Origin of the sequence: Nonomuraea sp. NPDC050733 (assembly GCF_040654215.1) — a bacterium.
In the GTDB taxonomy this organism is placed as follows: Bacteria; Actinomycetota; Actinomycetes; order Streptosporangiales; family Streptosporangiaceae; genus Nonomuraea.
This window is the reverse complement of sequence record NZ_JBFAHO010000002.1, coordinates 376,659-391,077: the sequence shown is the minus strand read 5'-3', so window position 1 is coordinate 391,077 and position 14,419 is coordinate 376,659. Positions and strand designations below refer to the sequence as shown.

Below are 14,419 nucleotides of genomic sequence, written 5' to 3'. Positions count from 1 at the left end.
TTATCCTGGGCCGACCCTTGGAGGAGGACCGCCGATGCCCACCCGCGTCTGGGATTATCTGCCGGAATACGCAGCCGAACGGGACGACATCATGGACGCGGTCGAGACCGTGTTCCGCTCGGGGCAGCTCGTCCTCGGTGAGAGCGTGCGCCGCTTCGAGGAGGAGTTCGCCGCCAGCCACGGCGCGCGCCACTGCGTGGGTGTGGACAACGGCACCAACGCCGTCAAGCTGGGGTTGCAGGCGCTCGGCGTGGGGCCCGGCGACGAGGTGGTGACGGTGTCCAACACCGCCGCGCCGACCGTGGTGGCCATCGACGCCGTCGGCGCGACGCCGGTCTTCGTGGACGTCGACGCGGGGACGTACCTGATGGACGTGTCGCAGGTGGAGGCGGCCGTCACGCCGCGCACGCGCTGCCTGCTGCCGGTCCACCTGTACGGGCAGTGCGTGGGCATGGACCCGCTCCTCCGGCTGGCGGAGGAGCGCGGCCTGGCGGTGCTGGAGGACTGCGCGCAGGCGCACGGGGCGCTGCACCACGGGCGGCACGCCGGCTCGATGGGCCACGCGGCGGCCTTCTCGTTCTATCCGACGAAGGTGCTGGGCGCGTACGGCGACGGCGGGGCGACGATCACCTCGGACGAGGCGGTGGACGCGGCACTGCGGCGGCTGCGCTACTACGGCATGGAGCGGACGTACTACGTCGTGGAGACGCCCGGCCACAACGCGCGGCTGGACGAGGTGCAGGCGGAGATCCTGCGCCGCAAGCTGCGCCGCCTCGGCCGCTACGTCGAGGACCGGCGGGCGGTGGCGGCCCGCTACGAGGAGGGCCTGGCGGGCACCGGCCTGGTGCTGCCGGTCACCGCGCCGGGCAACGAGCACGTCCACTACGTGTACGTGGTCCGCCACCCGCGCCGCGACGAGATCATCGAGGCGCTGCGGGCGTACGACATCCACCTCAACATCAGCTATCCGTGGCCGGTGCACACCATGTCGGGCTTCGCCCACCTCGGCTACGGGCCGGGCAGCCTGCCGGTGACGGAGGAGCTGGCCGGGCAGATCTTCTCGCTGCCGATGTACCCGTCGCTGCCGCGGGGCGTCCAGGACAAGGTCATCGACGCCCTGCGCGAGGTCCTCCGGCGCTGGTCCTGATCAGAGCGTGGCTGGTCAGAGGGTGCCTGGTCAGAGGGTGTAGGTGCGCGTGACGGCGACGAGGTCGCCGTCCTCCCGCGTGGCCGCCACCAGCCCCGGGGGCCTGGGGACGAAGCCGGGCACCGTGGACAGCCCGTCGGACTCGCCGATCGCGGTGAGCCGGAGCCGGCCACCGCCCGGCACCCGCAGCGTGATCCGCGCCCCCGTCGCGGGGATCCCCCGGAAGCGGATCTTGGCGGGCCAGGTGCCGGCCCGCGTGCCCGTGACGGGGACGGTCACCGGGCGGGCCCCGCCGGCGGACGCCGTGGCCTCGCTGATCGGCCGGTCGGCCCGCAGCGTCACGGAGCGCGTCCCCCGCTCGCCGGTCACGCGCAGCCGGATCGTGTCACCGTCGCGGCCCAGCACGGACACCCGTGGGCCGTCGGCCCTGATCGCCGGTGCGGCGCCGGTCCACAGGGTGCCCCGGGCGTAGCCGGGCGGCAGCGCCGTGACGTCGCGCCCGGACAGGTACCGTCTGGTCCAGGCGGCGGGCTCCTCGTCGGCGCTGACCCACCGGGCGGTCCCGGTGCCGGCGTCCATGACGTACGCCAGGTGCGTGCGGCGCGGATGGTCCGCGTCGAACCCGTCCACCGCCAGCCCGCAGCCCACCAGCGCCACGGCCAGCCCGGCGGCGGTCAGGGGCACGGCGGCGGCGGCGCCGCGCCGCAGCCCCCGGTCGAGGCCGGGCAGGAACAGCTCCGCGACCGGCAGCACCGTCATCCCGAAGATCGTCAGCACCAGCGCGCCGGCTCCGCCGAGCGCGAGCCCCATCCCGTCGAACGCGTTGCCGGCCAGGACGGGCAGCAGCGCCACGGCCGTCACCATGCCCAGGGTCGTCGCGGCGACCCGCGCCCAGGCGGGTCCGGGGAGCAGGAGGGCCGCCAGCCCGCCGAGCGCGCAGAGCAGCGCGGGCAGCGTGAAGACGTAGGAGGCCCCGGGCGCCACCTGGGCGCACAGCAGGCCGAGCCCGGCCGGCCACGCCAGCGCCCCGACGGCCAGTGCGGCGGGCCCGAGCCTGCGCCGCAGCGGCAGGTACCAGCCCAGCAACGCCAGGCCCGACAGCACCGCGACGGCTGCCTCGAACGCCTCCGGCCGATGCAGCAGCCCGCCCATCCCGTCGTACGCCGGGCGCCAGGCCACGAGCAGCTCCCACAGCCCCTGCGCGGCGATCACCGACACGACCGGCGGCACGGCGGCCGACGCCGCGGCGGCGAGCAGCCGCGGCAGGCTGAGCAGCCGCCTGCGGCGGGCCACCAGCGCGCACCCGGACATACCTGTGGTTTTCCGCAGGTCATCCCAGGCGGGCGCCGGCCTGGTCAGCGCGTGTACTCGGGGAGCAGTCCGCGCGCCGCCGCCTCGGCGAGGGTGGGCGCGAGCCGGTCGCGCTCGGACAGCACCAGGGGCCCCAGTCCGGACGGCAGCCGCAGCCCGAGCTCCTCGTCGAAGACCGACAGCGTCAGCTCGTGCTCCTTGCGGTACTCCCTGGACAGCAGGTAGCTGACCACCGAGCCGTCCTCCAGCGCGGCGAACGCGTGGCCGACCCCCGGCGGGACGTACACCGCGCGGGCGGTGTCGGCGGCCAGCTCGACCGCCTCCCACCGGGCGAACGTGGGCGAGCCCACGCGCAGGTCCACCACCATGTCGAGCACCCGGCCCGCCGCGCAGTAGACGTACTTGGCGGTGCCGGGCGGCACCAGCGTGTAGTGGACGCCGCGCACGACGCCGCGCCGCGACACGTTCCGGCTGACCTGCGCCACGGGGAAGAGCGGGCGCCCGACGGCGCCCGCGAAGACGTGCTCCTCGTACGGCGAGGCGAAGTCGCCCCGCTCGTCGTGGAACACCTCGGGGACGAACTCGACCGCCCCCTCCACCGCGAGCCGCCGGTGCCTCATGCCGTTGCTCGTCAGGGCGCTCATCAGGCGCGGACCAGCCGGACCTCGGGCACGTAGAGGATCCACGTGCCGCCCGCCTCGCGGAACCCCTCCTCCTTGGCCATGATCTCCTCGGCGTGGTTCCAGGCGAACAGCAGCGCGTAGTCCGGATAGGGGTCGGCGAACGCCTCGGGACCGCGCACGGGGATGTGCGAGCCGGGCGTGAGCCTGCCCTGCTTGGCCGGGGTGGTGTCGGACACGAACGACACGAGGTCCGGGCCGATGCCGCAGTAGTTGAGCACGGTCGCGCTCTTGGCCGTGGCGCCGTAGCCGTACACGCGGGCGCCCTCGTCGCGCAGGCGGGTGAGCAGCGCCACGAGCCGGTCGCGGCTGTCGGCCACGCGGGCGGCGAAGGCCGTCAGCGTGGCGAGGTCGCTGACGCCGGCGGCGTCCTCGGCCGCGAGCAGCTCGGCCACGGCCGGGCTCGGCGTCCGCGCCCCCCGCCGGGCCAGCGTGTAGCGGACCTCGCCGCCGTGGACCGGCAGCCGCTCCACGTCGACCAGCTCGAAGCCGTGCCGCCGCGCCATGCCGCGCACCGAGCGGGCGGAGAAGAAGTAGAAGTGCTCGTCGTAGATCTGGTCGTAGGAGGCGCGCTCGACGATGTCGCCGAGGTAGGGGTCCTCGAAGACGAACACGCCGTCCGGGCGCAGCAGCGTGGCGACGCCGCCGAGGATCGAGTCCATGTACGGGATGTGGCACAGGGTGTTGGCCGCGTAGATCACATCGGCCGGCCCGTCCTCGGCGAGCACGGCGGCGGCCGTGGCGGCCTCGAAGAAGTCCTTGCGCACCCGCACGCCCTTGGCCGCGGCCAGGTCGGCGACCCCGCCGGACGGCTCCACGCCGAGGTGCCGCACCCCGGCCTCGGCCACGCGCTGGAGCATGGTGCCGTCGTTGCAGCCCAGCTCGACGATGAACGGGTCGTCGCCGGCCAGGTCGGTGGCGAGGAACCGCTCGGCGAGGCTCCAGAAGTGCTCGCGCATCACGGCGGAGCCGGAGGACAGGTAGGGGTAGCCGTCGTGGAACATGCGCTCCCGGGGCACTTCCTCCAGGAGCTGCACCATGGAGCAGTCCTCGCAGACGCCCACGGCCAGCCGGAACACGTACTCCTCCCGCGGGTCCCCGGGGGTGACGAAGGCGTCCGAGACCGGCTGGCTTCCGAAGTCGGCGAACTGGTGGAGACGGCCCGAACAGATCCGGCACGCCATGCGTTCCTCCTCAGGTTGCGGGCGGCCGTCACGTGGCCGGCCGGCGGTACCTCACCCAGACGTCTCCCGTCTGCACGTAGCCCGTGAGCCGTACGGTGACGCCGTCCGGCGCGAGGGGCGCCGGGGGGCGGTTGTGGACGGCGCCCATCCATCGCCGGACGACCTGCTCGTCACGGACCTGCCAGCCGCGTGGGACCGCGACCACGATGTCGCCGAACCACGAGGTGATCTCCACGTCGAGATGGACCTCCGGGTGCGGGCAATCGGCGAGGGTGAAGTCGATCCGCACCGTGCCCCATCGGCCCGCCTTCGCGCTGATGTGCCGGGGCACCGCCCAGCGGCCCACCTGCGCGACCTTGCCGCTGCCCGTGTGGAGCTGGAGCTCGGCGGGCCCGGGTAAGCCCTGGAGCGGGGCGGTGGTGACGACCGCGGGCAGCGCGCCGTCCCGCGGCAGGTCGGCCACGACCTCGTCGAGCTCCCCGAGCGTGCGCGCCCGGTAGGTCCGGTCGATCCGCTCGTCCAGCTCCTCCAGCGTGATCCGTCCGTCGCCGACCGCGACGCGAAGCGTCTCCGCCACCCGTTCGCGGTCCTGGTCACTGGCTCGCACGTCCCGATGATCGGTCATGGCGTCCACCCTAGAAGGCTACGAAGGGGCCGCCCACCGAAGAACCCCTATCCTGCCGGGGCTCCCGGGCCGTGCCCGCGCCTGGGGTGGGGGACGGGGCGGGCAGGGGTTGAGCGGCGCCGCGGGGCGTGACAGCTTCGGCCACGGACGGTTGGAACGGCCCGCCGTGACGGGACCGCCGTGGTGAGGAGCCTGCCATCATCGACGTTCACGACTGGCTCCAGGAGGTCGCCGGGCACACCTTCATGGACGTGGCGCGGCTGCCGCTGGAGGAGCTGCCCGGCTGGCACGCGGACCCGGCGACGGGCAATCTGCGGCACGACAGCGGCGGCTTCTTCACCGTCGAGGGCCTCGACGTCCACCGCCCCGCCGGTCCGGTGCCGGCCTGGACGCAGCCCATCATCAACCAGCCCGAGACGGGCATCCTGGGCATCCTGCTCAAGCGGGTGGACGGGGTGCCGTACGCGCTGATGCAGGCCAAGAACGAGCCGGGCAACCCCGACGGGCCGCAGGTGTCGCCGACGGTGCAGGCCACGCGGAGCAACTACACGCGGGTGCACCAGGGGCGGGCGGTGCCGTACCTGGACCTCTTCCGGGAGCCGCGCGGCCGGGTGCTCGCCGACACGCGCCAGTCGGAGCAGGGCGCGTGGTTCTACCGCAAGCGCAACCGCAACATGGTCGTGGAGGCCCCGGGGCACGTGGAGGCCGCCGAGGGGTTCCGCTGGCTGCCGCTGGCGCGGGTGTACGGGCTGCTCGGGGTGCCGGACCGGGTCAACATGGACGCCAGGACCGTGCTGTCCTGCCTGCCGCCCCAGCGGGTGGCGGAGGGCGCCGGACAGGCCGGCTTCGCCGGCGCGGTGGCGCGCTCCCGCGACGCCTCGCGCGGGGCCCGCCACGAGCTGGGCGAGATCCTGAGCTGGCTCAGCGGGCTGCGCTCCACGGCCGACGTCCGCGCCGCGCTCGTCCCGCTCGACCGGGTGCGCGGCTGGCGCCGCTCCGGCGGGCGCATCTCCCACGAGACGGGCCGGTTCTTCGACGTCATCGGGGTGCGGGTGGAGGCGCGCGGCCGGGAGGTGGCCGGCTGGTCGCAGCCGATGCTCGCGCCGGTGGGCACGGGCCTGGTGGCGTTCCTGGTCAGGAGGATCGGCGGCGTGGTGCACGCCCTGGTGCAGGCACGCGTCGACCCGGGCTACACCGACGTGGTCGAGCTGGCGCCGACCGTGCAGTGCACGCCGGGTAACTACGACCACCTGCCGGCCGCCGCCCGCCCGCCGCTGGTGGACGTCGTGCTGGACGCCGTACGGGGCTCCTCGCGGGCCCGGCTCCGGTTCGACACCGTGCTGTCGGAGGAGGGCGGCCGGTTCTACCACGCGCGCAATCGCTACGTCGTGGCCGAGACGGACGAGGACCCGCTGCCGGACCACCCGGGGTTCCGCTGGCTCGCGCTGCACCAGATCGACGAGCTGCTGCGGCACAGCTACTACCTCAACGTGGAGGCCCGCAGCCTGACGGCCTGCCTGCACGGCCTGGCCCACGGCCCCTCGTACGGGGTGCCGGGTGGCCGGCCGCCCGCGACGCCGTACGAGCCGCGCGTGCCGCTGCTCAGCGGAGGAGCTCGATGACCTTCCCGAAGTCGTCCATGGCCGGTTCCATGACCGTGAAGTAGGTGAAGCCGAACGTCTTCTCGTGCCGGCGCACCTGCTCGGCGATGTCCTCCGGCGTGCCGGCGAACAGCGTCGGCACCTCCAGGAGCTGCTCGGTGGTCAGGTCGGGGGCGTAGCGCCGCAGGCTCTCCACGCCCGCCCGGCGGTCGCGGGTCAGCACCGTGGCCTTGGACAGCACGTTCAGCTCCAGGCCCGCGGCGCGCGGCCCGGCCGCCTCCCGGGTGAAGACGACGCGCCGCGTCAGCTCGGCCGCGTCCACGAGCGCCGTCCTGCCGTACTCGGGGCGGAACGGCGCGCCGGTGAAGCTGACGATCTCGGCCCGCCGCGCGGCCAGGCGCAGCACGCGGTCGCCGTGGCCGCCGATCATGAGCGGCGGCGTCCGGCCGCCCAGGAGCCCGTCCAGCTCGCCGGCCAGCCGCTCCAGCGCCCGTACGCGGTGACCCGCGCCGAACGGCAGGCCGGCCGCCTCGAACTCCTCCCGCACGTACCCGGTGCCGAGCCCCAGCTCCAGCCGGCCGCCGATGAGCAGATCCACGGTGGCCACCTCCCGGGCGAGCAGCGCGGGCCGGTGGAAGGAGGCGTTGAGCACGTACGTGCCGATGACCGGCCGCTCGGTGGCCTCGGCGGCGAGCACGGCGGTGGGGAACGGCGCCATCAGGTTGAGATGGTCGGGCACGGCGATGACGTCGTAACCCAGGGCCTCGGCCCGGCGGCACGTGGCCGTCCACCGGGCGCGCGTGCCGCCCTCGCTGATGAGCACCACCCCGAACCTCATGACCGGGCCTCCACCCGGCGCGAGCCCGCCGCGGCGGCGGCCCGGGGGACGCCCACCACGGCGATGGCGGTGAGGAGCAGGCCGCGGCCGGCCGTCCAGCGCCCGGTGAAGCCGGTCAGCCGCTCCCCCTGCCAGCGCGGCCCCGACACCATGAGGTGCGCGGTGAACGTGCCGCGCAGCGGGTCCACGGTGACGGCGGCGTCCTGGAAGTCCAGCCACCGCCCCGCCAGCGGGAACCATGCCTTGTAGACCGACTCCTTGGTGCTGAACAGCAGGCGGTCCCAGGCGGTGCCCGGGTGCCGCTCGCCCAGCCGGCGCACCATGTCCCGCTCCTTGGGCACCGAGACGGCCTCCAGCACGCCGGGCGGCAGCGGGGCGTCCGGCTCGGCGTCGATGCCGATGAGCGCCGGGTACGCGCCGACGGCCGCGGCCCGGTAGCCGGCGCAGTGGGTGATGCTGCCGGTGGTGCCGTGCGGCCAGCACGGCTCGCCGTGGGCGCCGCTGAGCACCGGGACGGGGCGCAGCCCGAGCCGTTCCATGGCCTTGCGGGCGCAGTGGCGGCCGGTGGTGAACTCGCGGCGGCGCTTGTCCGCGGCCCGCCGCACCAGCTCGGCCTCCTCGGGAAAGAGGGCGGCCTCCGGTGGATCGTTGAAGGCGTCGAATGCCTTGACGGTCGCGGGCAGGATCTTCTCGATCACACGACCTCCTCACGCCCGTCAGCACGGAACACCCGCACAGTAGCTAATCCCACCGATAACCCAAAAGGCCGACAAAACTCTTTATGGGTCCATGCTGACAATTAGGGGGTGAATAGGGGGTGGTGCCGTTGCTTCTGCTTCAGCTTCCCCTACCATTGGGTAACACTGAAGCTCGCTAATCGACAGCCGCGCCTGGTCTCTCGCGCAAGACCGCATTCGCTGCCCGATTTCCCCGGTCCCCGTCGGCTCCGGTGATCGGGAAAGGCGCACGGAGGGATTTCGGTGCGTTACACGAGGTTGGGCCGGACGGGGCCGGTCGTCTCTTCCATCGGGCTGGGCTCGCTGGCCCTGGCCGGCGCGTACGGCCAGGTGCACGACGGCGAGGCCGACCGGCTGATCCGCAGGGCGCTCGACGCGGGGGTGACCTTCGTCGACACGTCCGCCTTCTACGCGGCGGGCCGGGTCGAGCGGCTCATCGGGCGGGCCGTCGCCAGGCGCAGGCACGAGGTGGTGCTGTGCACGCGCGGCGGCGTGCGGGCCGTGGAGGCGGGCGGCCGGGTCCGCTACGACGACGACCCCGGCGCGCTGGAGCGCGACTGCGACGCCTCACTCCAACGGCTCGGCGCCGACCGCATCGACCTGTACTACCTGCACTGCCGCGACGGCCGCGTGCCGGTCGAGGAGAGCATGGGCCGCCTGGCCGAGCTGGTGCGAGCCGGCAAGATCCGCTACGTCGGGCTGACCAACGGCACGCTGCGGCAGCTCCGCGAGGCCCACGCCGTCCACCCGGTCACCGCGCTGAGCGCCGAGTACTCCGTCTGGGGCCGGTACGCCGACCCCGCGCTGCTCGCCGCGGTGCGCGAGCTGGGCATCGCGCTGGTGGCGGCGCGCCCCCTCGGCCGCGGCTTCCTCACCGGCCGGGTCAGGGTGGACGCCCGCTTCGAGCCGGGCGACTGGCGGCTCGCGGACCCGCGCTTCGGGCCCGGGCAGAGCGGGCGCTGCACCGGTCTGCAGGCGCTGGAGGCCGTGGCCGCGCGGCTCGACCTGAGCGCGGGGCGGCTGGCGCTGGCCTGGCTGCTGGCGCAGGGCGAGTACACCGTCCCGGTGCCGAGCACGCGCAGCCAGGTCCACCTGGAGATGAACCTCGCCGCCTGCGCGGTCGAGCTGCCGTCCGAGGCCCGCGACGAGCTGGCCGGCGTCTTCCCCCTCGACGGCTGGGATCAGTCGCCGTCCCCCCTGGTCTGAGGCATGATGAGCGAGCCGGCGAGCGCCTTGTTGACCGCGTCGATGCGCGAGACCGCGTTCAGCTTCAGGAAGATGTTGCGCATGTGGCGCTTCACCGTCGCCTCGGCCAGCCCCAGGCGGCGGGCGATCTGGTTGTTGCTCAGCGCCTGCGCGGCGAGCTGGAGCACCTCCAGCTCCTTGTCCGACAGCACCCCGGCGGTCGGCGCCTCCACGTGGGCCAGGCTGTTGCGCGACACCGCGAGCACCAGCCTGGACTGGTCGTCGTACACGCTGCGCACGGCCGCGATCAGCTCGTCCCGGTGGACGCTCTTGTGCAGGTAACCCCGGATGCCGGCGGCGAGCAGCCGGGTGAGGAGCTGCGGCCCGTCGTACATGCTGAGGATGATGATCCGCGTCTCCGGCGACAGCCGCCGGATCCGGGCCACGGTCTCGGTGACCTCGTCCCCGGGGATCTCCACGTCGAGCAGCACGACGTCCGGCTCCGTCGCCTCGACCAGGGCGACCGCAGCCCCCGAGTCGCCGGCCTCGCCCACGACGTCCATGCCGCCGAAGGTCTCGAGGATCTCGCGCAGGCCCTCCCTGAACAGCGTGTGATCGTCCACCAAGGCGACGGAGATGGGCTTAGGCGTCGTCCGGTCCACCGGCCTGTCCTCTGAGTGGGATGTACAGCTCGACGAGGCATCCGCCGCCGGGCTCACTGGAGACCGTCACCGTACCGCCGAGCAGCTCCGCGCGCTCGCGCATGGAGGTGAGGCCCACGCCGCCGCGCTCGCGCGCGTTCGCCGGGTCGAAGCCCCGCCCGTTGTCGCGGGCCGACGCGACGAGCTCGTGCGGGGCGATGTCCACCTTGAGCAGGATGATCGTCGGGTCGCCGTGGGTGAGCGCGTTGCGCACGGCCTCGCGCAGGATGAGGAACGCCTCGTCCAGCACGTGGGGGCCCACCCACGACTCGTCGCCGTTGACGTCGAACGCGATGGAGACGGAGTCGTCGCCCACCGCCTCCAGGAAGTCCAGCAGCGACTTCTCCAGGTTCTTCACCGGGGTCTGCGGGTGCAGCTCGGAGGTCATCTGGCGCAGGTTCTCCATGGTCTCCTGGATGGCCTGCTGCACGACCACGATCTTGGCGGAGGCGCGGGCGGGATCGGTCGCGCGGTACGCCTCCGACAGGGCGAGCTGCTGGTGGGCGACGCTCGTGCCGTGGCCGATGCGGTCGTGCAGCTCACGGGCGATCCGGCGGCGCTCGTCCTCCTGGGCCTCGTGCACCTGGTTGAGCAGGAAGCCGTGGTAGCTGTCGGCGGCCTCGCGGATGCGGCGCGACAGGCTCGCCTCCAGGCCGGTCGCGGCCAGCACGAATCCCTCGGCCGGCGAGACGCATTCAGCGGTGATACACCGGGTGAGGTGCGAAAGCGCTATCCGGAAGAAAAGTGAGCCCGCCTCAAGTGACGTTTTCGGATGCACACCGCTGGCCGCCCGGGCGTTCCCGACCTCCCATGCATGCAATTTGGAAAGACTACTTATCTGTATCTTTCCGGCGCGTAGCGTAGCCGCGACGTCGTCGAGCACGTATCGAGCCGTGGACAGCGCCTGGCCCCTGGCGACCGGATCGGTGAAGAGGGCGTTTCCGCTGGTCCGAAGTGCGATTTCGAATTCCGTCAGAACTTCTTCGCGACATGCTTCGACGAATCTCGCCGGATCCTCCGCCGCCCCGTGTGCCGCGTCCAAGGTCCACCCTCCGCCATGGGGAGTGCACGAGTGACCCTAGCATCGCGCAGCGGGCACACTAATGCAACACTTATGGCCATATATTAGTCAGAAGAGGGGTAATGTGTAGTAGATGCTGCGTTAACATGAATGCCCGGTAAGGGCGGCGTCGAGCGCCACGACCGGCACTACCTGTACGCTTTCCGGCAGCAAGTGTTCCGGCCATCCTTCCGGTCACCGTTCCGGCCACCGCGACGGCCGCGACCCCGGCAGCCATGACCGCCAGCACCGCCACCAGGGGCACCTCCAGGAGTACCACCGCGAGCCCGAACGCGGCCAGGACCGCCAGCGCCGCCGCGATCATCACCTGCCGCGACCTCCGCTCACCGATCAGCACCCCGAGCGTCCGCCGGCCCGCCGCCGTGTCCCCCGGGATGTCCGACAGGTCCTTGGCGGGCACGCCCACCAGCACCATCCAGCAGGTCGCCGCCGCGGCGAAGACCAGCAGCGACGGCGACACGGGAACGACGCGCACCATGGCCGAGCCCGCCACGACCTCATACGTGGCCGAGCCCGCCACGACCTCATACGTGGCCGAGCCCGCCACGACTGCTCCCCCCGCGTACGACAGCAGCCCCGACAGGCACAGGACCGCGACCGTGCCGCCGCAACTGTCCTTCAGCGGCAGCGGCGGCCCCGAGTACAGGAATCCCAGCACGAGGTTGCCCGCGATGATCCACACCATCGGGTGCGGCAGGCCGGCCGTCACCGCGAGCGACAGCGCGCCCGCCGCCGCGGCCACCACCGCCGCGACCCGCGGATCGAGGTCGCCCCGCGCGATGGGCCGGCCGGACCCGTTGATGCGATCCTCGGCCACGTCCGTGACGCCGTTGAACAGGTAGACCGCGAAGATCGACAGGACCCACGCGATCGCGCCCTGCACGACCTTCGCAGGTTCGGGAGCCGGGACGGCGGGCAGTACGAGCGCCATTCCGGACAGGTAGCGCAGCGCCGACACGGCGAGCACTCCGGGCCGGGCCTCGGCGACGCACAGCAGGAGCACGCGAACGCCGACGGGAAAGAGAAGGGGACGGGGGGCCGGAGGTGTCCAAGGAGCGGCCATAGCCCGGATTGTGACCTCAGGACCGGGCAGCGGTTAAGGGAGTAACCCGAAAGGTGTAGGCCGGGATGCGCCTTTCGATACCCGGTCGTACTCCCCCTGGATATCGCCCCTGAACTCCTGGTCCACCTTCTTGCCGGGCCCCGGCGACCCCTATAGCTTCAGGGCCATCACACGAGATTATGACCGGCCCCTCTCCCCCAGTGGCACCGAACATCAACACCGTGTTATTCCGGAATTTGCACTCTAGCTCCAGGGCCGGCGAAAGCGGAAGACCCGCGACCACGCACGCGATTGTCCCGTTGCGATCCTCCTGGCGAAGCCGTGTTCCCGGAAAGGAAATCCGACGATGCAGGGTGCAGAACGTTATACCGGATTCACCCCTCTCGACCTCACCGACCGCACCTGGCCGAGCAGGCGGATCGGCTCGGCGCCGCGCTGGCTGTCCACCGACCTGCGCGACGGCAACCAGTCCCTGGCCCGCCCGATGAGCCCCGAGCGCAAGCTCATGATGTTCGACCTCCTCGTGTCCATGGGCTACAAGGAGATCGAGGTCGGCTTCCCGGTGGCCAGCCAGGACGACCACGACTTCGTCCGCCTGCTCATCGAGCAGGAGCACATCCCGGACGACGTGCGGATCACCGTGCTCACCCAGGCCCGCGAGGAGCTGATCACGGCCACCCTCGACTGCCTCAGGGGCGCGCCCCGCGCCATGATCCACATCTACAACGCGACGTCGCCGCAGTTCCGCCAGGTGGTCTTCGACCTCGACCGGGCCGGCTGCAAGGAGCTGGCGGTCCGGGCGACACAGGTGATGATGGACCACGCCGAGCGGACCCTGCGCGACTGCGACCTCGGCTACCAGTACTCCCCCGAGCTGTTCAACGAGACCGAGCTGGACTTCTCGCTGGAGGTCTGCGAGGCCGTCATGGACGTCTGGCAGCCCGCCGCCGGCCGGGGCATCATCCTCAACTTCCCGACGACGGTCGAGCGGTCCCTGCCGAACGTCTTCGCCGACCAGATCGAGTGGCTCGGCCGGCACCTGTCGCGCCGCGAGCACGTGTGCCTGTCGGTCCACCCGCACAACGATCGCGGCACCGGCGTCGCCTCCGCCGAGCTCGCGCTGCTCGCCGGCGCCGAGCGGATCGAGGGCTGCCTGTTCGGCAACGGCGAGCGGGCCGGCAACGTCTGCCTGGTGACGCTCGGCATGAACATGTACGCCCACGGCATCGACCCGGGCATCGACTTCTCCGACATCAACGCCGTCCGGCGCACCGTCGAGCTGTGCAACCAGCTCCCCGTCCACCCCCGCCACCCCTACGGCGGTGACCTGGTCTACACCGCCTTCTCCGGGTCGCACCAGGACGCCATCAACAAGGGCTTCGAGGACCGGGAGCGCCGCGCCGCCGAGGACGGCGTCACCGCCGCCGGCCTGCCCTGGCGGATGCCGTACCTGCCGGTGGACCCCGCCGACGTGGGCCGCACGTACGAGGCGGTCGTGCGGATCAACAGCCAGTCCGGCAAGGGCGGCGTCGCGTACGTGATGAGCGCCTGGCACGGCCTGCACCTGCCCCGCGGCCTGCAGGCCGACCTGGCGGCCCGCGTCCAGGCCACGGCCGAGGACGGCGGCGGCGAGCTGTCGCCGAGCCGGATCGGCGCGCTGTTCGAGGAGGAGTACCTGCGCCGCGGCGACCCGGCCGAGCCGCTGCCGGCCGGCGGCGAGCCGGTGACGGCGACGCTGTACGTCGACGGCGGGTTCGAGGTGAGCGGGGCGCGCGCGGACGCGGTCCGCACGATCGGGTCGGTGCTCGCGCCGTGGGGCATCGAGGTGCGCGCGGTCCACCGCACCGCGCCGGCGCTGGACGACCAGCACCTGACGCCCCACCGGCCCGCGCTGGGCGGCCGGGCGCCGGAGGAGGTCGTGATCTACGCCGAGTGCGGAGCGGGCGGCGCCGTGGCGTGGGGGGCGGGCATCGGCCGCGACGTCGCCGCCGCCGCGTACGCCGCGGTCCGCGCCGCCGGCGCCCGCCTGCTCGCGACCACCGAGCGCCACACCGCCGAGTCCCACATCTGCGAGCACCACACCCACGACCATCACACCGCCGACCACCACGCGGGCGACCACCACGCCGCCGAGGGCCGCCTCACCGACAACGGAGCCTTCGCTGACGGCGCCTTCGCGGACCGGACGGCCGCCGCCCCGGCGAGCGGCGCCGCCCCGGCCCGCCCCACCCGGCGGCGCCCGCTGGAACCGGCCGGTCACTGACCG

The 14,419-nt window shown here is 73.0% G+C and carries 13 protein-coding genes; 4 read left to right on the top strand and 9 right to left on the bottom strand.

What is annotated here, in order from left to right; translation table 11 throughout:
- Nucleotides 1-34: 34 nt before the first annotated feature.
- Nucleotides 35-1,147 carry a DegT/DnrJ/EryC1/StrS family aminotransferase gene (locus tag AB0H64_RS05420; RefSeq protein WP_357620359.1) on the top strand — a complete coding sequence of 371 codons (1,113 nt, stop codon included), beginning with the start codon at nt 35-37 and terminating at the stop codon, nt 1,145-1,147.
- Between the two features lie 30 nt (nt 1,148-1,177).
- Here AB0H64_RS05420 and AB0H64_RS05415 read toward each other — a convergent pair whose 3' ends face one another.
- Genes AB0H64_RS05415 through AB0H64_RS05400 form a run of 4 tightly spaced genes read right to left on the bottom strand, consistent with a single transcriptional unit; the run spans nt 1,178 to nt 4,947 of the window.
- Nucleotides 1,178-2,458: a hypothetical protein gene (locus AB0H64_RS05415; RefSeq protein ID WP_357620357.1), complete on the bottom strand. Its 1,281-nt coding sequence runs from the start codon at nt 2,456-2,458 to the stop codon at nt 1,178-1,180.
- A gap of 44 nt (nt 2,459-2,502) precedes the next feature.
- The gene (locus AB0H64_RS05410; protein ID WP_357620355.1) at nt 2,503-3,102 is read right to left on the bottom strand and encodes a dTDP-4-dehydrorhamnose 3,5-epimerase family protein; all 600 of its coding nucleotides are present in this window, start codon (nt 3,100-3,102) and stop codon (nt 2,503-2,505) included.
- On the bottom strand, nt 3,102-4,322 hold the full coding sequence (locus AB0H64_RS05405; RefSeq protein WP_357620352.1) for a class I SAM-dependent methyltransferase: 1,221 nt from the start codon (nt 4,320-4,322) through the stop codon (nt 3,102-3,104). Before AB0H64_RS05405 ends, AB0H64_RS05410 begins: the two co-directional genes overlap by 1 nt.
- A 28-nt stretch (nt 4,323-4,350) precedes the next feature.
- Nucleotides 4,351-4,947 (bottom strand): DUF1707 domain-containing protein, encoded by a 597-nt coding sequence (locus AB0H64_RS05400; RefSeq protein ID WP_357620350.1) that lies wholly within the window; start codon nt 4,945-4,947, stop codon nt 4,351-4,353.
- 197 nt (nt 4,948-5,144) lie between these two features.
- Here AB0H64_RS05400 and AB0H64_RS05395 point away from each other — a divergent pair, with 197 nt between their 5' ends.
- Nucleotides 5,145-6,569 (top strand): NDP-hexose 2,3-dehydratase family protein, encoded by a 1,425-nt coding sequence (locus AB0H64_RS05395; protein WP_357620800.1) that lies wholly within the window; start codon nt 5,145-5,147, stop codon nt 6,567-6,569.
- Here the strand turns inward: AB0H64_RS05395 and AB0H64_RS05390 are convergent.
- On the bottom strand, nt 6,550-7,386 hold the full coding sequence (locus tag AB0H64_RS05390) for a TIGR03621 family F420-dependent LLM class oxidoreductase (RefSeq protein WP_357620348.1): 837 nt from the start codon (nt 7,384-7,386) through the stop codon (nt 6,550-6,552). The two genes, AB0H64_RS05395 and AB0H64_RS05390, sit on opposite strands and share 20 nt — an antisense overlap.
- Nucleotides 7,383-8,084, bottom strand: a complete 702-nt coding sequence (locus tag AB0H64_RS05385; RefSeq protein WP_357620346.1) for a 4'-phosphopantetheinyl transferase superfamily protein — start codon at nt 8,082-8,084, stop codon at nt 7,383-7,385. Before AB0H64_RS05385 ends, AB0H64_RS05390 begins: the two co-directional genes overlap by 4 nt.
- 282 nt (nt 8,085-8,366) lie before the next feature.
- On the opposite strand from AB0H64_RS05385, the gene AB0H64_RS05380 reads away from it, so the two are divergent.
- Complete coding sequence (locus AB0H64_RS05380; RefSeq protein WP_357620344.1) at nt 8,367-9,329, top strand: aldo/keto reductase; 963 nt, start codon at nt 8,367-8,369, stop codon at nt 9,327-9,329.
- Here the strand turns inward: AB0H64_RS05380 and AB0H64_RS05375 are convergent.
- The 3 genes from AB0H64_RS05375 to AB0H64_RS05365 form a co-directional block, all read right to left on the bottom strand.
- Complete coding sequence (locus AB0H64_RS05375; RefSeq protein WP_357620342.1) at nt 9,305-9,931, bottom strand: response regulator transcription factor; 627 nt, start codon at nt 9,929-9,931, stop codon at nt 9,305-9,307. The two genes, AB0H64_RS05380 and AB0H64_RS05375, sit on opposite strands and share 25 nt — an antisense overlap.
- Nucleotides 9,932-9,950: 19 nt before the next feature.
- Nucleotides 9,951-10,679 (bottom strand): sensor histidine kinase, encoded by a 729-nt coding sequence (locus AB0H64_RS05370; protein ID WP_357620340.1) that lies wholly within the window; start codon nt 10,677-10,679, stop codon nt 9,951-9,953.
- A 442-nt stretch (nt 10,680-11,121) separates the two neighbouring features.
- Nucleotides 11,122-12,093, bottom strand: coding sequence for a UbiA family prenyltransferase (locus AB0H64_RS05365; RefSeq protein ID WP_357620338.1), 972 nt, complete (start codon nt 12,091-12,093; stop codon nt 11,122-11,124).
- A 406-nt stretch (nt 12,094-12,499) separates the two neighbouring features.
- Between AB0H64_RS05365 and AB0H64_RS05360 the strand changes: the two genes are divergently transcribed.
- Nucleotides 12,500-14,416, top strand: coding sequence for a 2-isopropylmalate synthase (locus tag AB0H64_RS05360; protein ID WP_357620336.1), 1,917 nt, complete (start codon nt 12,500-12,502; stop codon nt 14,414-14,416).
- Nucleotides 14,417-14,419 lie beyond the last annotated feature (3 nt).

Bases quoted from the DNA above. Each gene is read 5' to 3' on its own strand.
- AB0H64_RS05420 (WP_357620359.1), top strand. From the start codon at position 35: ATGCCCACCCGCGTCTGGGATTATCTGCCGGAATACGCAGCCGAACGG.
- AB0H64_RS05415 (WP_357620357.1), bottom strand. From the start codon at position 2,458: ATGTCCGGGTGCGCGCTGGTGGCCCGCCGCAGGCGGCTGCTCAGCCTG.
- AB0H64_RS05410 (WP_357620355.1), bottom strand. From the start codon at position 3,102: ATGAGCGCCCTGACGAGCAACGGCATGAGGCACCGGCGGCTCGCGGTG.
- AB0H64_RS05405 (WP_357620352.1), bottom strand. From the start codon at position 4,322: ATGGCGTGCCGGATCTGTTCGGGCCGTCTCCACCAGTTCGCCGACTTC.
- AB0H64_RS05400 (WP_357620350.1), bottom strand. From the start codon at position 4,947: ATGACCGATCATCGGGACGTGCGAGCCAGTGACCAGGACCGCGAACGG.
- AB0H64_RS05390 (WP_357620348.1), bottom strand. From the start codon at position 7,386: ATGAGGTTCGGGGTGGTGCTCATCAGCGAGGGCGGCACGCGCGCCCGG.
- AB0H64_RS05360 (WP_357620336.1), top strand. From the start codon at position 12,500: ATGCAGGGTGCAGAACGTTATACCGGATTCACCCCTCTCGACCTCACC.